Source organism: Pseudomonas guariconensis, assembly GCF_040822035.1.
Lineage (GTDB): Bacteria > Pseudomonadota > Gammaproteobacteria > Pseudomonadales > Pseudomonadaceae > Aquipseudomonas > Aquipseudomonas guariconensis.
Map to the genome: position 1 here is coordinate 1 of NZ_CP162012.1, position 24427 is coordinate 24427.

Annotated in this window: 22 protein-coding genes and 1 pseudogene; 17 read left to right on the top strand and 6 right to left on the bottom strand. The window is 55.0% G+C overall.

All coding sequences use genetic code 11. The features are described 5' to 3' along the window. The first annotated feature begins 292 nt into the window (after positions 1-292). From dnaA to AB1N67_RS00050, 10 genes and pseudogenes are all read left to right on the top strand, one after another. A complete protein-coding gene (gene dnaA, locus AB1N67_RS00005) occupies positions 293-1828 on the top strand; it encodes a chromosomal replication initiator protein DnaA (RefSeq protein WP_043214207.1) in 1536 nt (511 codons plus the stop codon). A 40-nt stretch (positions 1829-1868) separates the two neighbouring features. After that, on the top strand, positions 1869-2972 hold the full coding sequence (gene dnaN / locus AB1N67_RS00010) for a DNA polymerase III subunit beta (RefSeq protein ID WP_043214209.1): 1104 nt from the start codon (positions 1869-1871) through the stop codon (positions 2970-2972). A gap of 15 nt (positions 2973-2987) precedes the next feature. Next, positions 2988-4091 (top strand): DNA replication/repair protein RecF, encoded by a 1104-nt coding sequence (gene recF, locus AB1N67_RS00015; protein WP_043214211.1) that lies wholly within the window; start codon positions 2988-2990, stop codon positions 4089-4091. A 4-nt stretch (positions 4092-4095) separates the two neighbouring features. Beyond that, on the top strand, positions 4096-6516 hold the full coding sequence (gene gyrB, locus AB1N67_RS00020; protein WP_043214213.1) for a DNA topoisomerase (ATP-hydrolyzing) subunit B: 2421 nt from the start codon (positions 4096-4098) through the stop codon (positions 6514-6516). Positions 6517-7339: 823 nt separating this feature from the next. Continuing rightward, positions 7340-7978 (top strand): TnsA endonuclease N-terminal domain-containing protein, encoded by a 639-nt coding sequence (locus AB1N67_RS00025; RefSeq protein WP_104833711.1) that lies wholly within the window; start codon positions 7340-7342, stop codon positions 7976-7978. Then, positions 7959-9917, top strand: coding sequence for an integrase (locus tag AB1N67_RS00030; RefSeq protein ID WP_367863462.1), 1959 nt, complete (start codon positions 7959-7961; stop codon positions 9915-9917). The genes AB1N67_RS00025 and AB1N67_RS00030 overlap by 20 nt, the downstream gene beginning before the upstream one ends. Then, positions 9914-10873, top strand: a complete 960-nt coding sequence (locus AB1N67_RS00035; RefSeq protein ID WP_189121461.1) for a TniB family NTP-binding protein — start codon at positions 9914-9916, stop codon at positions 10871-10873. Before AB1N67_RS00030 ends, AB1N67_RS00035 begins: the two co-directional genes overlap by 4 nt. 75 nt (positions 10874-10948) lie before the next feature. Then, positions 10949-11278: pseudogene (locus AB1N67_RS00040) on the top strand (TniQ family protein); the annotation flags it as partial. Positions 11279-11632: 354 nt separating this feature from the next. Then, positions 11633-12865, top strand: a complete 1233-nt coding sequence (locus tag AB1N67_RS00045; RefSeq protein WP_230387554.1) for a hypothetical protein — start codon at positions 11633-11635, stop codon at positions 12863-12865. 56 nt (positions 12866-12921) lie between these two features. Next, the gene (locus AB1N67_RS00050) at positions 12922-13281 is read left to right on the top strand and encodes a histone-like nucleoid-structuring protein, MvaT/MvaU family (RefSeq protein WP_104833706.1); all 360 of its coding nucleotides are present in this window, start codon (positions 12922-12924) and stop codon (positions 13279-13281) included. A 425-nt stretch (positions 13282-13706) separates the two neighbouring features. Here the strand turns inward: AB1N67_RS00050 and AB1N67_RS00055 are convergent, their stop codons facing one another. Next, entirely contained in the window at positions 13707-14018 is a 312-nt protein-coding gene (locus AB1N67_RS00055) for a hypothetical protein (RefSeq protein WP_104833705.1), read from the bottom strand. A 324-nt stretch (positions 14019-14342) separates the two neighbouring features. Between AB1N67_RS00055 and AB1N67_RS00060 the strand changes: the two genes are divergently transcribed. Continuing rightward, positions 14343-15266 (top strand): hypothetical protein, encoded by a 924-nt coding sequence (locus tag AB1N67_RS00060; protein ID WP_104833704.1) that lies wholly within the window; start codon positions 14343-14345, stop codon positions 15264-15266. A gap of 66 nt (positions 15267-15332) precedes the next feature. Here the strand turns inward: AB1N67_RS00060 and AB1N67_RS00065 are convergent, their stop codons facing one another. The 3 genes from AB1N67_RS00065 to AB1N67_RS00075 form a co-directional block, all read right to left on the bottom strand. After that, positions 15333-15596 carry a hypothetical protein gene (locus tag AB1N67_RS00065; RefSeq protein WP_104833703.1) on the bottom strand — a complete coding sequence of 88 codons (264 nt, stop codon included), beginning with the start codon at positions 15594-15596 and terminating at the stop codon, positions 15333-15335. 246 nt (positions 15597-15842) lie between these two features. Next, positions 15843-15971: a hypothetical protein gene (locus AB1N67_RS00070; protein ID WP_003253468.1), complete on the bottom strand. Its 129-nt coding sequence runs from the start codon at positions 15969-15971 to the stop codon at positions 15843-15845. 122 nt (positions 15972-16093) lie between these two features. After that, a complete protein-coding gene (locus AB1N67_RS00075) occupies positions 16094-17791 on the bottom strand; it encodes a phosphoethanolamine transferase (RefSeq protein ID WP_104833702.1) in 1698 nt (565 codons plus the stop codon). 490 nt (positions 17792-18281) lie between these two features. Between AB1N67_RS00075 and AB1N67_RS00080 the strand changes: the two genes are divergently transcribed. The 3 genes from AB1N67_RS00080 to AB1N67_RS00090 all read left to right on the top strand — a co-directional run bounded on the left by AB1N67_RS00080 (position 18282) and on the right by AB1N67_RS00090 (position 20089). Further along, positions 18282-18620, top strand: coding sequence for a zinc ribbon domain-containing protein (locus AB1N67_RS00080; RefSeq protein ID WP_104833701.1), 339 nt, complete (start codon positions 18282-18284; stop codon positions 18618-18620). 54 nt (positions 18621-18674) lie between these two features. Beyond that, on the top strand, positions 18675-19580 hold the full coding sequence (locus AB1N67_RS00085) for a cation diffusion facilitator family transporter (protein WP_104833700.1): 906 nt from the start codon (positions 18675-18677) through the stop codon (positions 19578-19580). Positions 19581-19738: 158 nt separating this feature from the next. Beyond that, positions 19739-20089: a DUF3147 family protein gene (locus AB1N67_RS00090; protein WP_104833699.1), complete on the top strand. Its 351-nt coding sequence runs from the start codon at positions 19739-19741 to the stop codon at positions 20087-20089. A 32-nt stretch (positions 20090-20121) separates the two neighbouring features. Here the strand turns inward: AB1N67_RS00090 and AB1N67_RS00095 are convergent, their stop codons facing one another. After that, complete coding sequence (locus AB1N67_RS00095) at positions 20122-20448, bottom strand: DUF2790 domain-containing protein (protein WP_004577661.1); 327 nt, start codon at positions 20446-20448, stop codon at positions 20122-20124. Positions 20449-21135: 687 nt separating this feature from the next. Between AB1N67_RS00095 and AB1N67_RS00100 the strand changes: the two genes are divergently transcribed. After that, entirely contained in the window at positions 21136-21810 is a 675-nt protein-coding gene (locus tag AB1N67_RS00100; RefSeq protein ID WP_003253457.1) for a heavy metal response regulator transcription factor, read from the top strand. Continuing rightward, positions 21807-23225, top strand: a complete 1419-nt coding sequence (locus AB1N67_RS00105; protein WP_104833696.1) for a heavy metal sensor histidine kinase — start codon at positions 21807-21809, stop codon at positions 23223-23225. Before AB1N67_RS00100 ends, AB1N67_RS00105 begins: the two co-directional genes overlap by 4 nt. A 57-nt stretch (positions 23226-23282) precedes the next feature. Here the strand turns inward: AB1N67_RS00105 and AB1N67_RS00110 are convergent, their stop codons facing one another. Continuing rightward, positions 23283-23870 (bottom strand): hypothetical protein, encoded by a 588-nt coding sequence (locus AB1N67_RS00110; protein ID WP_104833695.1) that lies wholly within the window; start codon positions 23868-23870, stop codon positions 23283-23285. Positions 23871-24136: 266 nt separating this feature from the next. Here AB1N67_RS00110 and AB1N67_RS00115 point away from each other — a divergent pair, with 266 nt between their 5' ends. Beyond that, positions 24137-24358, top strand: a complete 222-nt coding sequence (locus tag AB1N67_RS00115) for a hypothetical protein (RefSeq protein ID WP_003253450.1) — start codon at positions 24137-24139, stop codon at positions 24356-24358. Positions 24359-24427: the final 69 nt, after the last annotated feature.

A 24427-nucleotide genomic window follows, 5' to 3' on the forward strand; every position in this document is an offset into this window, starting at 1 on the left:
ATAACCTTGTCGGTAAGCGGTGCCTTCGCTGTGCTGATGACACGCACAACCTGTGGAGCGAACAGCTTGTTATCCACAGCTGAGTTATCAACAGGTCTGAGGGTGGGGTTGTGCATAGTGCTCAGGGCTGGTTATCCACAGAGCTTATTCACAGCGCAGGTAAGGCGTTTAGGAAGTTTTTTGGCCGATTTGTCCCTGTGCAAGTCGGTGTCACATGTGGATAACTGGTCTACCTCCCGGTACAATGGCGGTTTGTTTTTGCCTCATCCGGCTTTCAACTCAGGGGATATCCGTGTCAGTGGAACTTTGGCAGCAGTGCGTGGAGCTTCTGCGCGATGAACTGCCTGCCCAGCAATTCAACACCTGGATCCGTCCGCTACAGGTCGAAGCCGAAGGCGACGAGTTGCGCGTCTATGCGCCCAACCGTTTCGTTCTCGATTGGGTCAACGAAAAGTACCTGGGCCGTCTGCTCGAGCTGTTGGGCGAGCGTGGCAATGGCATTGCGCCTGCCCTTTCCTTATTAATAGGTAGCCGTCGCAGTTCCGCTCCGCGTGCTGCACCCAATGCGCCTGTCAGTGCCGCGGTCGCTGCGTCAATGGCCCAGCAGACCCAAGTCCAGCAAGCCGCACAGGTCGTGCAGCCGAGCGAGCCGGTCGTTGAACCTGCACTTGAGCTGGCACCTGCGCTCGAGATCGAAGAGCCGTCTTCGCGCGACAGTTTCGACGTGATGGGCGAGCCTGCTTCTGCGCCGGCCACCAGCACACGCACCGAGCAACGCACGGTCCAGGTCGAAGGCGCGCTCAAGCACACCAGCTACCTCAACCGTACCTTCACCTTCGAAACCTTCGTCGAGGGTAAGTCCAACCAATTGGCTCGCGCTGCGGCCTGGCAGGTGGCCGACAACCCTAAGCATGGTTACAACCCGCTGTTCCTTTATGGTGGTGTGGGCCTGGGTAAAACCCACCTCATGCACGCTGTGGGTAACCATCTGCTGAAAAAGAACCCGAATGCCAAGGTGGTGTACCTGCATTCCGAGCGTTTCGTCGCCGACATGGTCAAGGCGCTGCAGCTCAATGCGATCAACGAGTTCAAGCGCTTCTATCGCTCAGTCGACGCATTGCTGATCGACGATATCCAGTTCTTCGCCCGTAAGGAGCGTTCCCAGGAAGAGTTTTTCCACACCTTCAACGCCTTGCTCGAGGGCGGTCAGCAGGTGATTCTCACCAGTGACCGTTACCCGAAGGAAATCGAAGGCCTGGAGGAGCGCCTCAAATCGCGGTTCGGTTGGGGCCTGACGGTCGCCGTGGAGCCGCCGGAGCTCGAAACCCGCGTGGCGATTCTTATGAAGAAGGCCGACCAGGCGAAGGTCGAGCTGCCCCACGATGCAGCGTTCTTCATCGCCCAGCGCATACGCTCCAACGTGCGTGAGCTGGAAGGTGCTTTGAAACGGGTGATCGCCCACTCCCACTTCATGGGCCGGGATATCACCATCGAGCTGATTCGCGAGTCGCTCAAGGATCTGCTGGCTCTGCAAGACAAGCTTGTGAGTGTGGATAACATCCAGCGCACCGTGGCCGAGTACTACAAGATCAAGATCGCCGATCTGTTGTCCAAACGACGTTCGCGTTCGGTTGCACGCCCGCGTCAGGTTGCCATGGCGTTGTCCAAAGAACTGACCAACCACAGTTTGCCGGAGATCGGCGACATGTTTGGCGGTCGGGACCACACCACCGTGCTGCACGCCTGCCGCAAGATCAACGAACTGAAAGAATCCGATGCGGATATCCGCGAGGACTACAAGAACCTGCTGCGTACGCTGACGACCTGATGAACGTCGGTGCAGCTAATTGAAGGCAAGGGACTAGACCATGCATTTCACCATTCAACGCGAAGCCCTGTTGAAACCCCTGCAACTGGTCGCAGGCGTCGTCGAGCGCCGCCAGACCTTGCCGGTCCTGTCCAATGTGCTGTTGGTCGTGCAAGGCCAGCAACTGTCGTTGACCGGTACCGACCTGGAAGTCGAGCTGGTTGGCCGTGTGCAACTGGAAGAGCCGGCCGAGCCGGGCGAGATCACTGTCCCAGCGCGCAAGCTGATGGATATCTGCAAGAGCTTGCCGAGCGACGCTCTGATCGATATCAAGGTCGACGAGCAGAAGTTGCTGGTCAAGGCCGGGCGCAGCCGTTTTACCCTCTCGACGCTGCCGGCCAATGACTTCCCGACCGTCGAGGAAGGTCCTGGCTCGCTGACTTGCAACCTGGAACAGAGCAAGCTGCGTCGCTTGATCGAGCGCACCAGCTTCGCCATGGCTCAGCAGGACGTGCGTTACTACCTCAACGGCATGCTGTTGGAAGTGTCGACCGATACCCTCCGAGCGGTTGCCACTGACGGTCACCGTCTGGCGCTGTGCTCCATGCAAGCCGCCATTGGCCAGGCCGAACGCCACCAAGTCATCGTGCCACGCAAGGGTATTCTCGAGCTGGCGCGTCTGCTCACCGATCCGGAAGGCATGGTCAGCATCGTTCTAGGTCAGCACCATATTCGTGCGACCACCGGTGAGTTCACCTTTACTTCCAAGCTGGTAGACGGCAAGTTCCCGGACTATGAGCGTGTGCTGCCAAAAGGTGGTGACAAGCTGGTGATCGGCGATCGCCAGGCCCTGCGAGAAGCCTTCAGCCGTACTGCCATCCTTTCCAACGAGAAATACCGTGGCATTCGTCTGCAACTGGCTTCGGGCCAATTGAAGATCCAGGCGAATAACCCGGAGCAGGAAGAGGCTGAGGAAGAAATCAGCGTCGATTACAACGGCAGCTCGCTTGAGATCGGGTTCAACGTCAGCTATCTGCTCGACGTGTTGGGCGTGATGACCACGGAGCAGGTTCGCCTGATTCTGTCCGACTCCAATAGCAGCGCCCTGCTTCAGGAAGCCGGCAACGATGACTCTTCTTACGTCGTCATGCCGATGCGTCTGTAACCTGTCGCAGGCCAAATGTCACTTCGACGTATCATGGTCACCGCGGTGCGCAACCTGCACCCGGTGACCCTCTCTCCCTCCCCCCGCATCAACATCCTTTACGGCGCCAACGGCAGCGGCAAGACCAGCGTGCTCGAAGCTGTGCATCTGTTGGGGCTCGCCCGTTCCTTTCGCAGTACACGTCTGAACCCGGTCATTCAATACGAGCAGCCTACCTGCACCGTATTTGGAGAGGTTCAGCTTGTCGAAGGCGGAACGAGCAATCTAGGAATATCGCGGGATCGTCAGGGCGATTTCACTATCCGTATCGATGGGCAGAATGCGCGCAGTACAGCTCAACTCGCTGAACTACTGCCGCTGCAACTCATCAACCCGGACAGCTTCCGCCTGCTTGAGGGTGCCCCGAAAGTGCGTCGGCAGTTTCTGGATTGGGGAGTGTTCCACGTGGAACCTCGATTCATGACTGCCTGGCAGCGCCTGCAGAAGGCGCTGCGGCAGCGGAACTCATGGTTGCGTCATGGTACACTTGACGCTGCTTCGCAAGCCGCCTGGGACCGGGAGTTATGCCTGGCCAGTGCGGAGATAGATGAATACCGTCGCAATTACATCAAGGCCTTGAAGCCTGTCTTCGAGCGAACCCTGAGTGAACTGGTTGAGCTGGACGGGTTAACCCTGAGCTACTACCGAGGCTGGGACAAGGACCGGGAACTCAACGAAGTACTCGCCTCCTCTCTTCTTCGCGATCAGCAAATCGGGCACACCCAGGCGGGGCCGCAGCGTGCTGATTTGCGTCTGCGATTGGGCGCAAACAATGCCGCCGACATTTTGTCCCGAGGTCAGCAGAAACTGGTGGTCTGCGCCTTGCGGATTGCCCAGGGCCACCTCGTCAGCCAAGCACGCCGCGGTCATTGTATTTATCTCGTGGATGACTTGCCGTCCGAACTGGATGAGCAGCATCGTCTCGCGCTATGTCGCTTGCTTGAAGAATTACACTGCCAGGTTTTTATCACCTGTGTAGATCACGAATTACTGAGGGAAGGCTGGCAGACGGAAACGCCAGTTGCTTTGTTCCACGTGGAACAAGGCCGTATCACCCAGACCCACGACCATCGGGAGTGAAGGCATGAGCGAAAATCAAACGTACGACTCCTCCAGCATCAAGGTGCTGAAAGGACTGGATGCCGTGCGCAAACGCCCCGGCATGTACATTGGCGACACCGATGATGGCAGCGGCCTGCACCACATGGTCTTCGAGGTGGTCGACAACTCGATCGACGAAGCCCTCGCGGGTCATTGCGACGACATCACTGTCATCATTCACCCGGACGAATCCATTAGTGTTCGCGACAACGGTCGCGGCATTCCTGTCGACGTGCACAAAGAAGAAGGTGTCTCGGCAGCTGAGGTCATCATGACCGTCCTCCATGCGGGCGGTAAGTTCGACGACAACTCCTATAAGGTTTCGGGCGGCCTGCACGGTGTAGGTGTTTCCGTTGTGAACGCCCTGTCCGAGAAGCTGGTACTGACCGTTCGCCGTAGTGGCAAGATCTGGGAACAGACGTACGTTCACGGTGTTCCACAGGCCCCGATGGCAGTGGTCGGTGAGAGTGAAACTACCGGTACACATATTCACTTCAAGCCTTCGGCCGAAACCTTCAAGAACATCCACTTCAGCTGGGACATCCTTGCCAAGCGTATTCGCGAACTGTCGTTCCTGAACTCGGGCGTCGGCATCCTGCTCAAGGATGAACGTACCGGCAAGGAAGAGTTCTTCAAGTATGAAGGTGGCCTGCGCGCGTTCGTCGAATACCTGAACACCAACAAGACCCCGGTCAACTCCCAGGTGTTCCACTTCAATGTTCAACGTGACGACGGTGTGGGTGTCGAAGTCGCCCTTCAGTGGAACGACAGCTTCAACGAAAACCTGCTGTGCTTCACCAACAACATTCCGCAGCGTGACGGTGGTACCCACCTGGTCGGTTTCCGCTCCTCGCTCACCCGTAGCTTGAACAACTACATCGAACAGGAAGGTCTGGCCAAGAAGAACAAGGTCGCGACCACTGGCGACGATGCCCGTGAAGGTCTGACCGCGATCATCTCGGTCAAGGTGCCGGATCCGAAGTTCAGCTCGCAGACCAAGGACAAGCTGGTTTCCTCGGAGGTGAAGACCGCCGTGGAACAGGAGATGAACAAGTACTTTGCCGACTTCCTGTTGGAAAACCCCAACGAAGCCAAGGCGGTGGTCGGCAAGATGATCGATGCTGCCCGCGCCCGTGAAGCAGCGCGCAAGGCACGTGAGATGACCCGCCGCAAAGGTGCATTGGACATCGCAGGCCTGCCAGGCAAACTCGCTGATTGCCAGGAAAAGGACCCTGCCCTTTCCGAACTGTACCTGGTGGAGGGTGACTCCGCGGGTGGCTCGGCCAAGCAAGGTCGTAACCGTCGCACCCAGGCGATCCTGCCGCTCAAGGGTAAGATCCTCAACGTCGAGAAAGCGCGTTTCGACAAGATGATCTCCTCACAGGAAGTGGGCACCTTGATCACTGCCCTGGGCTGCGGTATTGGCCGTGAAGAGTACAACATCGACAAGCTGCGTTATCACAACATCATCATCATGACCGATGCTGACGTTGACGGTTCGCACATCCGTACCCTGCTGCTGACCTTCTTCTTCCGCCAACTGCCAGAGCTGGTCGAGCGCGGCTACATCTATATCGCCCAGCCACCGCTGTACAAGGTGAAGAAAGGCAAGCAAGAGCAATACATCAAGGACGACGACGCCATGGAGGAGTACATGACGCAGTCGGCCCTGGAAGATGCCAGCCTGCACCTGGACGAATCGGCGCCAGCGGTTTCCGGCGTTCAGCTTGAAAGCCTGGTGAACGAATTCCGTTCCGTGATGAAAACGCTCAAGCGTCTTTCGCGTCTGTATCCTGAAGAGCTTACCGAGCACTTCATCTACCTGCCGGAAGTCACCCTGGAGCAACTGGCCAACCAAGCTGTTATGCAGACCTGGCTGGCGCAGTTCCAGGAGCGTCTGAGCAACAGCCAGAAGTCCGGCCTCACCTACCAGGCCAGCCTGCGCGAAGACAAGGAACGCAACCTCTGGCTGCCGGAAGTGGAAATCACCTCCCACGGGTTGGCCAGCTACGTCACCTTCAATCGTGACTTCTTCGGCAGCAACGACTACCGGACTGTAGTCGCCATTGGCGCCAAGCTCAGCACCCTCCTCGGCGAAGGTGCCTACGTGCAGCGGGGCGAGCGTCGCAAGGCGGTCACTGAGTTCAAGGAAGCCCTGGATTGGCTGATGAACGAAACCGCCAAGCGTCACACCATCCAGCGATACAAAGGTCTGGGTGAGATGAACCCGGATCAGCTGTGGGAGACCACTATGGACCCAACCGTACGCCGGATGCTGAAGGTAACCATCGAAGACGCGATCGCTGCCGACCAGCTGTTCAACACCTTGATGGGTGATGCAGTCGAGCCGCGCCGTGACTTCATCGAAAGCAACGCCTTGTCGGTATCGAACCTGGACTTCTGATCAGGTGTAGGTTCACAGAAAAGCTGCACGTTTTCACAAATAGATGACCGGCCGGGCCCAAATCTTGGTCTCCGTCGGTCACCATCAAGCCCGCATTAGCGGGCTTTTTTTTGCTTCCAATTCCTGTGGGCACCCTGCCCCCCCAACGGCTGGTCTGAGGCTGGCCGCCTGCGTATGGATGGTGGGAAGGAAGATCAGGCCGAAGGGCTCGGTGGATGAATCTGTAAGGGAGTAGCGAATCGAGCAAGTCTTTAATAGTGCACCGGGATACAAGCAGATTAATTAAATCTGCCTGTATTAATTTAATACATAACAAGAAACTGTAAGAAACACCAAATTGGCTAGTTGGATTAAATGTAGATTTCAACGGAGTGTTGGAATAAGATCTATGACCACATTTTGTAGCTTCCAGATCGGATATATACGCGAATCAGACAGTTGAAGAAAAAACCTAAGATCAAATAGAAACTGCTGGTGCGCTGACAAGCATCTTGCTTAGAAAGAAAGAGATCAAGGCGATCTCCGGAAATTCTGATTAGTCATTAAATTCAGACCATTCCAGCAGAAAGTGGAGGCCCAAATGTAGAAAAACGCGACCAAAACCGAGAGGTTCTGACCGCGCTTAGCGAAGCGGACTTGCGATGTGAGAAACCGCAATGTCTGCTTTTTCGAAGCCCCTGTCAATCCTCTCCCATCTTTTCGACCTTAGCGAGGCTACTCGACGGCACAGTGTTGCCTGTCGAAAGGCCTCACTTCGCCTGCCCTCCGCCTTGATTTTTTGGCGCAGCGACGGCGCTCGTTTCGAGATTTTCGGAGGTGTTTCATGACAGTACGAAAGGTGGTCACGCGTCGGTCTAACCACTACCGCGGCTACTTCCCATCGCTCAAAAATAAACTGCCTGTGCCCTGGGAGTCCCAGCTCGAAGGCGCGTTTTATCGGCTTCTTGAGCTGTCTCCTGCGGTCATCGGCTACGTCCCGCAGCCCAGTGAGGAGCGTATTCCATCGCTCCAGGGCTATTTCAAATACTACCCGGACGTACAGGTTTTCCTCGCGGATGGGCGCGAGTGGTGGTTTGAAGTGAAACCTCACGAACGACTGAAGATAGCCAGTGTCAGGCAGCGACTGGATGCCGCTGAGCGCTACTTCAACGCCACCGCTCGTAACTTTTCGGTGGTCACTGAAAGGTTAATTGAAGCTGAGCCCCTGGCTACCAATCTTCGAAGGCTGATGTATCACCGGCGCGGTCCAGAGCTTTCGCATCAGGCGTTGGAGGAGGTAATGGTGGTCTTCAACAAATGGCCGCCTATGACCGTTGCAGATTTGCTCTGCGTGGTTGGTGAGAGGAAAGCCTGGCGCTTGTTAGGCCTTGGGGTGGTGGGCATTGACCTTGATAGGTCAATTGACACTGACTCCCCGGTCTTCCTGCAGGGGGGGCACCGTCATGCAAACCTTTTCCCTTAGGGTGAAATTGGTCGTCATCGTTCGTGGCGTACTGATGGTGCTTGAGAAGAGGCTTATCGACCGGAAGCTGCTCTTCTTCGATGAGCTTGGTGAGCCCACGAAGCTATCCGAGAAGGAATTCTATGAGGCCTACGAGAAGCGCGAGATCGAGATCTCCGCTGATCAGCCTTATCTCGGGAAGGTTCCGTATGTACGGAACATCCCTCCAGACATCTCATGCTTCCCCAAAAAACATGGGGATGAAGCATTGCGCCGACGCAAGTATCTGGACGACTTAACTAAGCGCGGTAAATACAAGCTGCCGAGTGACGAAGACATGATCAAGACACTTAGAGATATCGCCAAAAAGATTGGGGATGCATGCGCACCCTCGGTTTCCACCATTCGACGCTGGGCCTCTAAATACATTGGCCAGAACGTAGTAAAGCTCATCCCTCAGCATGCCAAAAAGGGCCGGGCTCCCGCGATCAAGGGTGAGCTTGAAGCAATTCTTGAAGGGGTGATCAATGAGACCTACCTGCAAGACACGATTCCTGCGGTCAGCGTGGTCGTTTCAGAGTTCGAGGATCAGATTAAACAGAGGAACAAAAGTCGTTTGCCCTCGGATCAGCTCAAGATCCCAAGCGGAATGACTGTCCGAAGGTACATCGCCAAGCTGGATCCGTACCTTGTGGATAAGGAGAGGCTTGGAAAATACGCAGCAGACAAAAAGCACCGCGTTGCGGCGGGTGTCCTACGTGTCCATGAGATTCTGGAACGGTGGGAGATTGATCACACGCTATTGGACGTACAGCTTGTGGATGAAACCTCGGGGTTGTGTATTGGGCGCCCCTATCTGACGATCGTCCTGGACCGCTTCTCTCGTATGGTGATGGGATATCTGCTTCACCTGTCGGCGCCAAATACGGAAACCGTGCTTCGTGTGATCGAACGCTCAATCCGTCCAAAGGCTGAACTGCTGAAGCGTTTTCCTAAAGTGAGAAATGAATGGTGGGCACGTGGGCTGCCGGCTCGCATCGTCCCAGACAACGCGGCGGAATTTCACGCGGGTGATCTCATCATGGGGTTCAACGAGTTGGGTATCGAGATCATGTATCCCGCGTCCAGGGCCCCTCAAAGGAAAGGTGCCGTCGAACGCTTTTTCAGCACACAGAACCTGGGGCTTATCCACAACCTCCCGGGTACCACCTTCTCGAATATCCAGCAGCGTGGCGATTACGACTCGGAAAAGAATGCATGCTTCACGCTCGCTCAATTGGAAGCGGTGGTAGTGAAATGGATCGTCGATGGTTACCACCAGACTCCTCATCGGGGGCTGTCCAAGAGGACACCGGCTCAAGTCTGGGGGACTAGCGAAGCGAACCATGTCATCAGCCTTCCCGTCGACCTGGATTCGTTGGAGTGCATTCTGGCCAAGCGGGCCTCGGTGAAGGTTCACCATTACGGCATCGAGGTTGCCAAAGTGGGCTACCACTCTACGGAACTTGCTGAGCTCCGTATGCGTTTGGCAGACGGAGAAAAGGTAAACGTCCGCTATCGAGACGAAGCCGGGCACGTTTGGGTTCACGACCGCTTCAGAAACTTGTTCTTCAAAGTGCCCGCCAAAGATGAGCGAATGGCCGGTAAGAGCAGGGAGGTGTGGAAGGCTGCCGAGAAAGCGCTTCGAGAAAAATACAATGAGCAGCCTAGCTTCGAGGCTACGCACAGGTGCTACCAGGAAATTATGGAGGATGCAGACGAGGCCCGCCGTTCGCAGACGCTCAGAAAACGGCGCGCAGCTGCCATAGCGAAAATTGACAAGGAGGGTCGAGTGACCGAAAACACGCCTCCACCCAAGGTACTCGCTGAAGTGGAATGGACTGGTGACTCTATTCCTAACATTCCGCCAGCAGCCTTCAAGGTTTCGGTTCGTCGCCCTGCTGGGAGTTCTAAGCCATGAACGCCATCGATCTTTATGAGTGCTATGAGCATGGTGAATACAGCTTTACGCTCCGCGATCGTTTTATTCACAGCCCTCAAGTCGAGCGAGCGTTGACGCGACTAGGCGATATCCACGGCGATAGTCGGCGTACCAGAGCAAGTAAAGGGTTGCTGATCCAAGGTCCAAGCGGTGTGGGCAAGAGCACATTGGTCAAGGAGTACATTCGGTCACTGGAGGAATCGGAGAGCCATGACCCACAGAAGCGGGCAGTTCTGTTCGTTGAGATGCCTTCGTCACCTACGAAGAAGAACCTGGCAGCAGCCATTTTGGCGGAGTTGAAGGACCCCTTCGCTGAGGCACGAGGACATTCGGCTGAGGTTAAATTTGCACGTGTAGTCCTGCTGCTGAAGAACCTTGGCGTGGAGATGTTGGTCCTCGATGAGGCGCAGCATCTGGTCGATTATCGTCGTAACGGTGCGTATGAGGCAGCAGACTGGATCAAGAGTCTGATGAATGAAACCAGTATCGCTTTTGTTCTGATTGGGCTGAAGCGCACCGAAAATCTCCTGCTAGCAAACGAGCAACTGCGACGCAGGTTTTCGGCCACGGTGGCATTCGATCGCTTCACCTTCTCCGCTAATGCGTCTCTTCATTTCGTGATGTTGTTGCAGGCAATCGAGGGCGAACTGCCTATTCAAACCATCAGTTTTGTTGAGCCAGCGATGATTAGACGCTTTTACCTGGCTTCCTATGGATTGATCGACTACCTCATAAAGATTGTGGACAGGGCTGTTTGGCTGGTTCAAGTCCAGGACCTTGCCGGGATTGAACTTCCGGTGCTTGCCCAGGCTTTTGAGGACGAGGTTTGGAGCTACGCCACCGAGGAGCGAAACCCCTTCAGTGCGAGCTTCAATTTCCAGCCTCTGTTCGGCAAGCGGGAGCCGTTTGAGACGTTCGAAGAGAGCAATACCTGACGGCCAAGGGCCGGGCTTATCAGCCCGGCTCTACTCCCCTGATTTTTATGTCTTCGATTTTATGGATGTGTAGGAATGTTTGGTCTTTTAATCAACCCACGACCACACCACGACGAAAGTCTTTTGGGGTACCTACAGCGCTTGGCGAAAGCCAACGGATTACCCAGAAAGGAACTGCTCACAGCCTTTGCACGAGCCGACGAGACTGATGTTGCGGACTGGCTGCAGATGATGGAAGGACCACTGAGCTGGCCTACGGTCGCTGCTGAGTTTCGTGATCCTAGGCCCAAGGGGGTCAAGTTATGGACGACTCATCACGCGCGGTACTGTCCGATCTGTTTGGGTGAGGCCGGTTATTGGAGAGAAAGCTGGGGCTTGACGCTGGTTACGACGTGTTCTGTCCACGGCACTGAACTCCATGGACGGTGCCCCAACTGTTTGAAGGAAACCGATCCAAGCGCGATGAGTGCGAATTGTTGCCAAGCGTGTGGCACCTCTTTGTGCGGGACCAATTTTGAGATCGCGCCTGCGAGTGATACAGCCGCCTGGCTCACCTCTGGCTTTGAAGATAGGTTTTACGCCGACTCGTTGCCTGCTGACGCGGGATTGGCTGCCCTCACCTACGGACAGTTTCACGAGTTGTCATCGCGTCTCGCTGTCAGAAGTTTGCCTACGGAAAGAACCCAGCCGCTGAAGGTTGCTGATTCGGGTTCGCTAGAGATATCGCGGCTTATGGCAAACGCGGCGGGCGTGGTTCTCATGAACTGGCCTCTCGCATTCAGAGAACTGCTGAGTGGCCTCAAGGCAGTCCATTCCGATAACGAACATTGGACGCTCAGCAGATCGTTCGGCCCGATATACCAAGACATCCACCGTGATCTGGATGACCCTTGTTTTGACTTTCTTCGTCGAGAGTTCGAATCATTTCTGCAGCATGCGTGGGAAGCACCGTTAGCGAAGCGAAATCGCAATTTGAGTGTGGAGACGATTGAGAGACATCGTTGGGTGTCCTTCGCTTCGGCTGCTGAAGCTTGTGGTCTCGGGGTATCAGTCGTAAAACGCCTTCATCAGCAGGGGCAAATCGCCTATCGGGAGAAGCCCCATGAAGATCGTATTTTTACGGTCGTGGACCTGGATCAGTTGAAGGTAATCTCGCAGCAAATCCAGGGCGCGGTTGATATGAAACAAACCGTGAATTTGCTAAGCCTCTGTCACACGCGGGTTAGGCAGCTGCTGGCTGCTGGCACCCTCCAGTTCTTTGGTGGAGAACCGCGCCCAGGCGAAAGGTGGCTCATTGACCGCCGCTCGATCAACGAAATGATTGATGAGAAGCTGCCCACCAGCACTGACCAGAGTCTGGTGACGATCAACTACTTGGCCAAACATTCTCTGCCCAAGGGCGGTGGGCTGATCGAGTTAATTCAGGCAATCCGTGCAGGTGAACTTCGTGCCTACCGACAGGCCGAGACTGGCCCGGTTGGCGTGGGGGCGTGGTTACTCAAGGCGCAAGAGTTTGCATCGTGGCAACAAGCCCGAACAGGGGGCAAGGGCTTAACCCTACCCGGTTTATCAGTGGTCAAAGCAGCTGCGCTATTGGGTGTCAAAGAAGAATGCGCTTACGCGTTTGTTCGGCTTGGCCTGCTTTGGAGCACCAACGTCGAACACGGCAGGCGTACGCAACTGGTGGTTAAGCCCCAAGCCATCGATAGATTCAGGCGAGGCTACATTTTGGGACCGGAGATCGCTGTGTACCTGGGAACGTCGACCAAGGAAGCGTTCAAACTCCTTTGGGAGGCCAGGTTTCGCCCTGTTGCGGGGCCATCCATTCCAAACGCGGCTTGCCGGCAGTATGTTTGGGTGAGAAGCAAAAAGCTGATCGATTACCTCGCAAGTGAAGCCGCCCAGATCGACGATCCTGAAGCCATCACGTTTTTATCCACACCGATCGCTCAGCCTCGTGATTGCCGATTCAGGCATGTGGGATCAAGATAGTTAGCACGCTTCCTTTCTTGATTGCTAAAATCATCGAACCCATTTTGGAGAATCTTATGTCCCGTCTCGCTGAATTCCGCCTGCTCGAACAACAGCTCGCAGCCCAACTGGCAGAGCTGGAAGCGCTGAAAAATGACTCTGCCCTGAAGCAGGAAATGGAATTTGAAACGAAGCTGCGCAGTTTGCTCAACGAGTACGGCTACGGTCTGCGCCAAGTGGTGATGATCCTCGATCCGCAAGCGGTGCCTCCAGCTTCGAATGCCCCAAAGGCACTTCGGAAAGCACGCGTGGTGAAGGTCTACAAGAATCCGCACAGCGGTGAGATCGTTGAAACCAAGGGTGGTAATCAGCGCACACTCAAGGCCTGGAAAGACGAGTATGGCGCTGAGGTAGTAGAGTCTTGGCTCGCCAACTGATTGCACTGCAGGCGGCTTCTGGCACGAGATAAATCGTGGTGCGCCCCGAATGCGAATTCCCATTCTGGGGCGTGACGAAATTTTCTGCGGGTGGTGGTGACACACAGTTTATGCGCATTAAATAGAGGTCCACTTCAAAAAATGGACTCCAAAATGCGTAACGCTCTCGTTTCAATCTCAGTGAACACCATCGCGAGCCTCCTGACTGCGCTCGTGCTTCACTGGATCACTCCCCCTCCTACTGACCCGTCGATTCGACTAATCACTGTGTCAAGCTGCGCATCCCAAAGCGCTGCGTAGCTGAGTGATCTGTAAGCGTCCGGTCAAGTCACCTTCCGAACTCCAGCATTAAGGGAGATGGTGTCTGCGTATCTTCAAGCGGGCGCGATCACCTTTGTCGTCAGGATTTCCATGCGTCAACGAAGCTATCGGCTCCCGGCGTCACCGAAATAATCATCCTTTGCGACCAGACCAAGATCATCGGTGAAATCCTGGCCATCCTCGCTGAACAGATTTTGAGTCCGCCGCTCCTGCTTGAGGTAAGCCAATGTTTGGAAGAAGCAATCCTCACACAGGTGCAGTTCATAGCGCTCCCCATCATGGGCAGTACCATAGCCCCAGTGTGCTTGTAGGGCGCCGAACTGATTCCCGCCAGTATCCAAGCGGGTGGAGCAACGGCACACATCGCACACGACGTCTATAACGGTCTCGACTTCGACTCTTCCGGTTATTTTCATCGCTGACTGCTACAAGCGCCTCTGACTTTCGCGTTCAGCATGCTACCTCCAGGACGGAGCGTAGGCTTGCCATTGTAGTCTCCATTGTGTGAATCCATAGCCGTTCTTTAACGGTCATGATCATGGAATGTAGTGGTCACTTCCATGCCAATGGCTACTCAGATCAAAGTGATCTGGCCTTTAGGGCCCGCGCAGGTCGGTCAGGCATGCTTTGGGCGGGCTTCAAACCAGTGGGTGACCACCAAAAGGGTCAGTTAGGCCTACTGCTGCCTATCCTCGCTCGTTACCATCCAGAGACCCTCTATTGATACGGTTTCAGCAAAGATGGATATCTATAAGCTCCGCATCGAAGACACAGAAAGCAAGATCATCGACAAGGAAGGTTTCGAGGCCGAGACCTTCCGCAGAGATCCGTGGTACCAGCCTGGAAGTGCGGGCAAGCTAGCTCAGTTTGCTGTATGCCCGGCATGCGACAACCCTGTCCAGCTGGTTGGGCTGTATGAGCTACCGCCTAACGTGAAGAACCCATTCGGGAAACATGCTACTAAGAGCATTCGCGGCATCGCTCCATTTGATAGTGAGGCCCGTAACGATTGCCCGTACTTCCAGCCTCGCCAGCACAAGAAAACAGAACGAAAAACCAGGTTTGACGGTGTTCCGCGGAAGATTCTCAAGCTGTTGATAGAACAGTTCGATCGCGTGGTTTACATCCTGGAGAAAGAGACCCAACTGGTCCTTTCCGAGAATGCGTTGAGAGGCATGCTGCAGCGTTACAAGGGAGAGCGTGGCTACCTCTATACCGGCGCGACGCTTCGCAATGTGCCATGGATCTTTGCTTACATGTCGGACGCCACCCGCCTGTTTGGCCAGAAGGTCAGTGGAAATGCTGAACTGGTAAAAGCTATTGCCTCTGAGGTACCGGGGGCGGAAATTAGCAGCACCGGTCGGCTGGAATCGAAGAAGGTGCCCGGTTCGAAGGCGGCATATTTTGATCTCAAAATGAGTTTCATCCGCCATCGAATCGTCAAAGACAGTGAAGCGTCCGGCTTGGTTGAAAGCATGGAGTTTGTGGTGTCACAGCCTCGCAGAGGTGAGCTTGAGCACATTCACAAGGAAGTCATCAAATTCGATTCGGCTTGGTTCGAATCCCTTATCCGGATGCCGGTTGATCATCCTTATCGCAGAATGGATAGAGTGAAGATGGCCCGGGAGGAACTGGGCGATCTGCTGGAGCTGCCTCAAGCCTGAGGGGCCCTGCTGTAAACCACTTTTTTCAACTGTAAACCACAGTGGTTTACAGTTGAAAAAAGTGGTTTACAACTCAGCTACGGCACGCGCCCTGGCGACTCCCCAGGCCAACGCGCTCGTCATTGATTCGTTCGGCCTGGTGTCGAACGCTTCCTCGTACAGAGCGGTTCCCGACGGCGCGTACACACCGATAAACAGCTGCGTTGCGCCTATCCGCGAAAGCCTTACCTGCACGTCGAGATAAGATCCGTCATTCAGGATCTCTTCGTGAGTCCGGTGATGAAGCGTAGGATCTGCCCAGCTCCAATAAACATCTCCGCGCAAACGCATGCAGCCCCCTGCAACCGATGGATAGCGATGGATTCCAAGCTAGCCAAAGCGAGGCGGCAATCAAGCCGATCTAAGCTGTTTGTGAGTCACGCCCGACAAGTGACCCACCTTGGAGTGAATTCGAACAGCCCTAACCGATCACGCAAAGCTGAAGACTCACGACTGGGTCCGATTGATCAGCGAGACAGTCGGGAAGGTTTGCACACAGCCCAAACAAAAAAGCAGCTCCCGAGAGCTGCTTTTTTCTTACTCCCCCTTTTTGTGCTTGTGGGGTTTCAGGTCCGGATGGTCCTTCTGCTTTTCAGGGGTGACTCGCTGCCTTTTGTCCGGAGTGCCATCTTCATTGGTGCGCTTTGGGCCTGGCTTGATGCTCATGCAAAACTTCCTTTTCCGCTTGGGTTGTTGAATGCAGCTATGTAATTAGTCCAGCTTCTCTCAGCTGTCAAAGCAGGCTGGTGCAGAACCGCCTGGCCGATGATCCGGTCCACATCGAACATTCAGAGGCCAGAATAAGAGCCTCCGGCCAAGGGCTTGCAAGGGGCTGTAAAATCCAGCGCTGAGCGATACGAAGACGTCTGGACGTTCATCATGCCGAGCACGGTGTGGAACAGGTTGTCGTGGCTCAGCGGTGACGTGGTTTGAGCTTTCAAACAACCCACGTTGACCTTTTCACTCTTCGCGAGCGAGTCAGACATCCAAAGTACCAACGGCACCTTAGTTTGCTCGTCAGGAGCCATCGCGTAAGGCAGCCCATGCAGATAGAGCCCACCCTCCCCCAGCGATTCGCCGTGGTCCGAAACGTACATCAGCGCAGTGTCGAACTTGGTGTTGGCCGCCAGGATATCGATGAGATTTGCAGTCACATAATCGGTGTAGAGGATTGAGTTGTCGTAGGCATTGACCACCTCCTCCTGCTTACATTTGTCGAGCTCGTTGGTCTCGCACACCGGTGCGAATTTCTTGAATTGCGAGGGGTAGCGCTTGTAGTAGGCCGGGCCGTGACTGCCTTTGTAGTGGAGCACCAGGACAGCATCGCCTTCCTGGCGCTTGATGAAGTCTTGCATCTCCGTGAGCAGCACCCCGTCCTTACACTCCTCGCTGGTGCACAGTTGGGAATCCGCGTGAGAGGCAGCCTTGTGGTTGGGAACCCTGTCGCAGACCCCTTTGCACCCCGAGTTGTTGTCAGTCCACATGACACTGATGCCAGCGCGTTGAAGCACGTCGAGCAGCCCTTCTCGGCTCTTGGCCAAGCCATCTTTGTACTGGGCCTTACCCACGTCCAGGAACATGCATGGCAGCGAGACCGCGGTAGCGGTACCGCAGGAGCTCACGTTCGTGAAGCTAATGACATTTCGCTTTTCTAGTTCCGGATTCGTTTCACGGGAGTAGCCGTTGAGGGAGAAGTTGGCGGAGCGAGCGGTCTCTCCTACTGCCAGTACCAGCAGCCTCGGTTTACGAGCCGCACCCTGTCGATTAACTACCGCATCAGTACCAATGGCCGTCAGCGTTTGAGGTGAGGCCAGTTGACGCTTCAGGTACCCATGGCCAGCCGCAAACAAGTTGGTAGGTACCAGGATCAGCCGGATCTCCCGATTGTTGCGCAGCAAGGAGGCATACGACTGGTACTGACTCAACGCGATGCCAGATAAGGTCAACAGAGCGAGCGACAGAGCAATGAACCTGCTGACCAAAGCTTTGGCCCAAGGCTTGCGCCGGAGGGGAACCCGGGCGATCAGGTAGACGGGCAACACCCCAACCATTGCGACCCAAAGACCCAGCTTCCAATTCAGCAGCTCGGTTGCCTCAGCGACGTCGGTCTCCACAACGTTGGTGAACATTGTGTAATCGACCACGATGCCGTAGGCATTCATGAAGTAACTCGCGAAAGACGCGCTGATCAGTACCAGACACAGCAAGGGTTTGGCCAGCCGCCCCCATGACAGCAAGCTCAGAACGGTAAACACCCATGCGAATACTATGACTGGGAGGCTGGCCGCTAGCAGCCAGTTCACTTCATCGGTTTTGAATACCAGCTTCCAGAGCACGTTCCAGAGCTCAGCGTTCGCGAATAGCAGCAACCAAAAAGTCACCAGGCCGATTAGCAAATTAGTACTGATGCCTTTCTGCCGCGCATTGCGAATAGCAAAGATCCATTTGCTTAACAGGGTGTGAACAATGGATTTGGAAGGTGTCATTATCAAACTCTGGAAGCTGCTTATCCATGGCGGTAGCTATGGAGTTAGCGGGAGCTACAAGGCAAGCCGTCGACAGATGCTGAGCGATTGCGCAATGTGCGGAGCGCCAGAGGCCTTAGGCCCCTCGGCGTTGGGGACGCTTAGTATGTGTGAGGCATAGGGATAAAAAGAGAAATGAATCTCGCTGAGCGCATTATTTCCGGGACCTGATAACGACACGATGACCTCGGGATTACAATGCTGACAGAAATCCAATAACTGCTGTTTTGATTGTCATTGATCACGCTATGATCAAAATTAGGGGAATGCCACCCACCAAAAACAATGCGCCGCTCAGCTAGATAAATTTAATTTCACAAACAAAACGGTTTCGTTTTGTCGTAGGCTAATTTTGAACTTTCAATTCAACTTACAAGTCTTTCTCGCGAGCAGAACATTATTTTCAACTTTTGCTCGTTAATATGTCACCCATCAATGAGGGGCGAATACCATGAGCTTTTTCAAAAACATCCTGGGCGGGCACCATGGCCGTGGAAACCACGGTGGAGGCAAGCACCACAGCGGGGGACATGGGGCCGAGCAGTATGATCGCCATGGCCGGCAGCAGGGCTGCGACGGCGGTAATCAGGTGTATGACGGCGGGCGCCCTGCCACTCCTGCCCCCATCAAAGATCTGCAGGGCTGCAGGCAGTGCCGGACGGCCAACGATCCGTCAGCACGCTTTTGTCTAAACTGCGGAACACCGCTATCGAGTGGTTGCACCGCCTGCGGCTCGCTGCTGAGTGCAGGGGCAAGATTTTGCAGTCAGTGTGGCCAAGCGACGCTCTAAGGCTAGGTAGACAGGAAGGCCAACGAGACCACAACCCTGCGCAAGGAGAAATACGTGGGTTCAAATCATGACCATGGCAGCGCTGCAGTACGCGAGGGGCATCAGAAGAAGCTAATCATGGCGCTCGCCTTGACTGGCAGCTTCATGATTGCAGAAGTGATCGGTGCGTGGATTACCGGCAGCCTGGCGCTGCTGTCGGATGCATCTCACATGTTCACAGATACTGCCGCCTTGGCGATCTCACTGATTGCACTTCAGATAGCCAAGCGGCCGGCAGATCAGAAAAGAACCTTCGGCTATGCGCGCCTGGAAATTCTGGCTTCGACGTTCAACGCCGTGCTGCTCTTCCTGGTGGCGATGTACATCTTGTATGAGGCCTACCAGCGCTTCTTCATGCCGGCGGAGATCGCTACCGGAGCGATGATGTGGATCGCAATCGCCGGCCTGATCATCAACCTAATTTCGATGCGCCTTCTGGCATCTGCGAGCAACGAGAGCCTCAACGTCAAAGGAGCCTACCTCGAAGTTTGGAGCGACATGCTCGGCTCGCTAGGCGTAATCATCGCGGCACTCATCATCCGCTTCACCGGCTGGACTTGGGTCGACACGATTGTCGCTGTGGCAATCGGCCTCTGGGTTCTGCCGCGGACGTGGCAGTTGCTTCGCGAAAGCCTGGGAATCCTCATGGAGGGTGTGCCGAGGGAGCTCGACGTGACGGCAATCGAGGCTACCATCCTCGGCGTAGATGGCGTTACGGACGTTCATGACTTGCACGTCTGGGCCGTCAGCAGTGGCAGCAACGTGATGACGTCGCACGTAGTGATACGGGATTCTGCAGATGGGGATGCTGTGCTGGCGGCCGTCGTGGATGCTGTCAGCGATGCATTCGAAATCCATCACTGCACCATCCAGATCGAGCGGGCAGCTTTCCACGAAAGCGTTCCGTCGCCTTCACACTGATCGATCGGTAAAAACCAAACGAACACATCACCCTCCTGGCTGAGGGTGATGTCGTAGAAGACATGCGGTGAAGGATGGCGTAAACGGCAGGAGCACTCCGAGAGGGGTTGGTGAATGGCTTCGCCTGCCCCCGACCATAACCTCCAGAAGGTTCAGCGATGGCTTGGATCATCACGAAGTATCTACTCACTGCCGGATTAGTGATTCTCGTATCAGAGCTGGCAAAGCGCAGTGACAAGCTGGGCGGGCTGGTCGCCGCCCTGCCGCTGGTCACGGTCTTGACGCTGGTCTGGCTTTACCTGGAGAACCAGAGCATGGAGAAGATCTCCAATCATGCTTGGTACACCGTCTGGTACGTGCTGCCGACCCTTCCGATGTTCATCGCTTTTCCAGTGCTGCTGCCCAAACTGGGATTCTGGCCAACGCTTATCAGCAGTATCGTCATCACCATGGTGAGCTTTGGGGGCTTTGCCCTGCTGCTCCGTCGATTTGGCATTGAGCTGCTATAAGTCACGAGCCAGGACTGCAATTCAGGGGCCGTTCAACGACTATTGATGCACTCACCTTTGACCAAGTAGCGAACCATATGTAGTTCGCCCTTTGAGTCTTCGTAGGTCATCATGCTTCTCACGTTACCGCAGTACCGCACGCTGGGCGATACATACACCAACTTACTAACGTCAAGGTCCATGCCATAGGCGTAGTCTTCAAGCTGAGGCATGGGCTTTTTTACGCGCTGAGCATAATCCGCAGTAGCCTCTCTAGCAGAGCGCTCAATGCGCTGATTGATCTCCATACCGCTTTGGGCATTAGCTGTTAGTGATGTAAAGAGCATAAACACGGCGATCGCTGATACAGTAGTGTTCATAAGAAGTCCCTTAATAAAAAAGCGCCCGTAGGGGGGCGCTAAAATTCACCTACCAAAGGAGCGTATGGTTTACAGGTGAATGCACTGGCGTGAACAACTGCCCGTCGCTCTTGCCAAGCTGCTTTGAAATGAGACAATTTCCAAAGCAGCGATGCCTCTTACGCTGCCGTTAAACTAGCAAAGGAGGCTAACACCAAGATGATCGCGCAATTACAATTTGGACATGTAATAGATTGTAAGATAATTATTCGAGAGAATACTGAGCCGCCACGTGAGCTATTCCACGGAAAGGAGCACCAGTTTGCAAGCGTTCATGGGTACTGCCTGGTTGGCGACTCGATCCGAGGACGATACCAGCCCTGCAAGCTAGCGGCAGAAATACTGCCTGTCCTGGCCGATTCCACCCGTCAGGCGAAGCTGTCGTACACCGTTGCAGGCCCCAGAATCCGCTAAGCTCAAGGGTGGAGCCTGCATGACTGTCAGAAATCTTGCGGCTACATTACAAATTTGTAGGATTTCGCCGCGGCCAGCTTCTTCGCGTTAAGATTCAAGCGTCCTCAGGTGACCCGGCGTATGGACAGAGGTAGCGACTACCACATGCCATACCCTCAGCCAAACTTTCGAAAAGCCTGCAACCATAATCTTGGCGGATTAGGCCAACTCCTTCCTCACACCTTGAGATAAGTTATGCGCGTTCTAGTTGTGGAAGACGAAATTAAAACTGCCGAATATCTTCAGCAGGGCCTATCCGAAAGCGGGTATGTCGTAGATATCGTGCACAACGGTGTCGATGCCCTGCACTTGTTCAACACTAATGTCTATTCGTTGGTCCTTCTGGACGTGAACCTCCCGGGTATCGACGGCTGGGACCTGCTGGAAACCATCCGCAAGACCAGCCGGGTCCGCATCATCATGCTGACCGCCCGCGGACGCATCAATGACAAGCTCAAGGGCTTGGACGGCGGCGCGGATGACTACCTTGTGAAGCCATTCGAATTCCCTGAGCTGCTTGCACGCATCCGTTCGCTGCAACGCCGTGGTGATGAGCTAGTCGAGAAGAGCTCGTTGAAAATTGCCGACCTAGAACTCGACTCCGTCCGCCATCGCGTTTTCCGCGGTGGAACACGCATCGATCTCACCACCAAGGAATTTGCGCTTTTGCACCTGCTCATGAGCCGAACGGGCGAAGCACTGACTCGCTCTCAGATCATCTCGTTGGTTTGGGATATGAATTTCGATTGCGACACCAATGTCATCGATGTAGCCATCCGGCGCTTGCGCTCGAAGATCGATGACCCGTTTGAAACCAAGCTCATTCACACGCTTCGTGGCGTTGGGTACGTTTTTGAGGAACGCGCATGAGGCCATTCAGCCTGGCTGCAAAGCTGGGGTTTAAAGTTGGGTTGATGAGCGCAGCGTTGCTGCTTCTGTTCGCCACCTTCGGCTATATGATGGTAGGCAAGGCTCTGGAAAGAAATGCCAGAGCGGACCTGGAAGTAAAGATGGCGGGGATGGCTCACAACCTGTCCACCATCCCGGACATCTCCGGCGTCAACGCGGATGCGCATCAGCTTGTCGATTTGGTCATGGGCCACAACAACCTGTATGTGAGCATATTCGATACCTCACAGAACCAGACTCCCCTGCTCTCGATTGGCTCAAAACAGGTCAATCTGGAGGTGCACAAGTTTCAGCCGGCGGCCCAGCCCAAAGAGCACGAATGGCGTGATACGCAGGACCGTCCTCTGCTGAGTGCTTCTCGGATAATGCGCTTGGGCGATGGAACAGAGGTCAGCGTCTATATGACCATGGACCAGTCATCCAGTGAGGCGTTACTCGATGCGTTGCTGACCTGGGCCTTGATGATGTCCCCTGTCATCCTCGCGCTGATCCTGGCCATTGGCTGGTGGACTGTGCGCAGAGGCCTGCTGCCTCTGACCAAATTCCTCAAGGTAGCGTCAAAGATCTCAACCGAGAGCCTCGACCATCGTCTTCCGACTGATGGGATGCCGGCAGAACTCAAGAAGCTCGCCGACGGCATCAACATCATGCTGGCTCGCCTGGATGATGGGGTTCAGCAGCTCTCGCAGTTTTCTGACGACCTTGCTCACGAACTTCGAGCACCGCTTTCCAACCTGATGGGCAAGGCCCAGGTTGCCTTGACCAGAGAACGATCGCTTTCCGAGTACCGGGAGGTTCTGGAGTCGTGCACAGAAGAGCTGGACCGCATGAGCCGCATGGTTTCCGACATGCTGTTCTTGGCCCAGGTCAGTCATCCAGCATCCATGGTGGAGTTCGAACCCGTCTCCTTGGTCGACGAGGTTCAGCGAGTGTGCGATCTCTTCAGCATTTCAGCAGAAGAAGGCGAGATTCAGCTGCAGATCTCTGGCAGTGATGACGTGGTGCGCGGGAATCGCCTGATGGTTCAACGTGCCGTCTCGAATCTGGTCTCGAACGCGATCCGTTACTGCCCTCGCGGCCGCACGGTCTACGTTAAGGTGCAGCATAGTGCGAGCGGTACGACGTTGAGTGTCGGCAACCCCGGCCGCGGTATTGCCAAGGAACACCACGCGCACTTGTTTGAGCGGTTCTACCGTGTGGACAAGAGCCGAGCACGGAGCGAAGGCGGTACCGGTCTTGGCTTGGCCATTGTGCAGTCGATCATGAGTCTGCACCAAGGATCGGCGAGCGTGGAGGTGACCGAAGAAAACTTCACCTGGTTCCACCTTCACTTTCCCGCAGCCCAGCAAATGCAGCCGGCAATGAGCGCCGCTTAAATTGCGCAGGCACGATTAGGCCCGTCAATCGACGGGCCTTTTGTTTGCCTCAATGCATCAGTGCCGAAGGACCACAGGGTCCATGGGCGACCGCAGAATCACCGACTTAATAATCTTCTGCTCGTCAGGATTGGCGTTCTTCCACAGGTGTGAGAAGTACTGAGCATTCACTTTCTCTTGAGCACTTACGCTGCCGGCGGCATCGATTAGGCGCATGGTCGAGTAGACACAGATCAGCGCCAGAATGAAGAACGCCGTGGCGACCACCATCACATAACGCTTGGCCAGCACCGGTGCCCGCTTGAGCTCCTGGATAGAGGCGTCCGCCGCCTTTGTCGCTGCTGTAAGCTCCGAGATCAGTGGCTGGATGGCGGTGTCGACTCCGCGGCATGCAGCTGAATACGCTGATGCAGCGGCGCGCAAGGCAACCTCCTCCGCGTTCGACCAAGCCTTCTCCGCCTTTCGCACCTCCTCCTGAATCTGCCGGCCGACAGCGTCCAACTGATCCACCAGTTCGTTCGACCTCTCCAGAACAGCGCTGGAGGTGCGCGTCTGCGAGGTCAGCTCATCGAGCTGGACAGTGAGTTTTTCAGTGCAGCGGCGAAAGTCACCGATAGCAACTGCCCAGGGCTCTATGTCATTCATGGCTATCTCCTAGGGCGGCCAACAACGCCGCGCTGAATTAACGCGCTAGATATCAAAATTGTAATTTAAGAGAAAAATCGAAGTCGCCCTCGACAGTGCCGAGATAGACATGATCCTTCCAGATTTGAAGATTTAACGCATCCTATCTGCAGCCAAAATTACGGAATTGTAATTATTGACTCACCTTGTCGTTAGCTTCGCGTTCCTAAACTACAAACCAACAAAGGCCGCTAATCAGGTTGGCCTAGTATGAACCGAGGTTCACAATGAAATTTGTCAAATCTATCGCTATTGGCAGCCTGCTGCTGGGTCTCATGGGTACCGCTTACGCTGAAGGCGGCTTCGAGCGAGCGAAACAGTTCAACGAGAACTTCCGAACCGAACAGGCTCGCCTATGGAGCGATGACTCTTCGGACCAGAACAAACAACAAGTCGCTCAAGAGCAAAAGAAAGAAAGCAAGGATGGTAAGGAACAAGCCGACAATTAATCGGCGGTTAAATAGGACTTCAAATGACGAAAGAAATCGACAAAAAAGCCAGGGTAAAGCCTGGCTTTT

What these genes read in the sequence shown, in the direction of transcription:
- AB1N67_RS00105 (WP_104833696.1), top strand. Translation starts at nt 21,807, where the DNA reads ATGAGGCCATTCAGCCTGGCTGCAAAGCTGGGGTTTAAAGTTGGGTTG.
- AB1N67_RS00100 (WP_003253457.1), top strand. Translation starts at nt 21,136, where the DNA reads ATGCGCGTTCTAGTTGTGGAAGACGAAATTAAAACTGCCGAATATCTT.
- AB1N67_RS00055 (WP_104833705.1), bottom strand. Translation starts at nt 14,018, where the DNA reads ATGAAAATAACCGGAAGAGTCGAAGTCGAGACCGTTATAGACGTCGTG.
- AB1N67_RS00045 (WP_230387554.1), top strand. Translation starts at nt 11,633, where the DNA reads ATGAACTGGCCTCTCGCATTCAGAGAACTGCTGAGTGGCCTCAAGGCA.
- AB1N67_RS00035 (WP_189121461.1), top strand. Translation starts at nt 9,914, where the DNA reads ATGAACGCCATCGATCTTTATGAGTGCTATGAGCATGGTGAATACAGC.
- AB1N67_RS00070 (WP_003253468.1), bottom strand. Translation starts at nt 15,971, where the DNA reads ATGAGCATCAAGCCAGGCCCAAAGCGCACCAATGAAGATGGCACTCCG.
- AB1N67_RS00030 (WP_367863462.1), top strand. Translation starts at nt 7,959, where the DNA reads ATGCAAACCTTTTCCCTTAGGGTGAAATTGGTCGTCATCGTTCGTGGC.
- AB1N67_RS00080 (WP_104833701.1), top strand. Translation starts at nt 18,282, where the DNA reads ATGAGCTTTTTCAAAAACATCCTGGGCGGGCACCATGGCCGTGGAAAC.
- AB1N67_RS00075 (WP_104833702.1), bottom strand. Translation starts at nt 17,791, where the DNA reads ATGACACCTTCCAAATCCATTGTTCACACCCTGTTAAGCAAATGGATC.
- AB1N67_RS00115 (WP_003253450.1), top strand. Translation starts at nt 24,137, where the DNA reads ATGAAATTTGTCAAATCTATCGCTATTGGCAGCCTGCTGCTGGGTCTC.
- AB1N67_RS00060 (WP_104833704.1), top strand. Translation starts at nt 14,343, where the DNA reads ATGGATATCTATAAGCTCCGCATCGAAGACACAGAAAGCAAGATCATC.
- AB1N67_RS00090 (WP_104833699.1), top strand. Translation starts at nt 19,739, where the DNA reads ATGGCTTGGATCATCACGAAGTATCTACTCACTGCCGGATTAGTGATT.
- gyrB (WP_043214213.1), top strand. Translation starts at nt 4,096, where the DNA reads ATGAGCGAAAATCAAACGTACGACTCCTCCAGCATCAAGGTGCTGAAA.
- AB1N67_RS00065 (WP_104833703.1), bottom strand. Translation starts at nt 15,596, where the DNA reads ATGCGTTTGCGCGGAGATGTTTATTGGAGCTGGGCAGATCCTACGCTT.
- recF (WP_043214211.1), top strand. Translation starts at nt 2,988, where the DNA reads ATGTCACTTCGACGTATCATGGTCACCGCGGTGCGCAACCTGCACCCG.
- AB1N67_RS00025 (WP_104833711.1), top strand. Translation starts at nt 7,340, where the DNA reads ATGACAGTACGAAAGGTGGTCACGCGTCGGTCTAACCACTACCGCGGC.
- AB1N67_RS00095 (WP_004577661.1), bottom strand. Translation starts at nt 20,448, where the DNA reads ATGAACACTACTGTATCAGCGATCGCCGTGTTTATGCTCTTTACATCA.
- AB1N67_RS00050 (WP_104833706.1), top strand. Translation starts at nt 12,922, where the DNA reads ATGTCCCGTCTCGCTGAATTCCGCCTGCTCGAACAACAGCTCGCAGCC.
- dnaN (WP_043214209.1), top strand. Translation starts at nt 1,869, where the DNA reads ATGCATTTCACCATTCAACGCGAAGCCCTGTTGAAACCCCTGCAACTG.
- AB1N67_RS00110 (WP_104833695.1), bottom strand. Translation starts at nt 23,870, where the DNA reads ATGAATGACATAGAGCCCTGGGCAGTTGCTATCGGTGACTTTCGCCGC.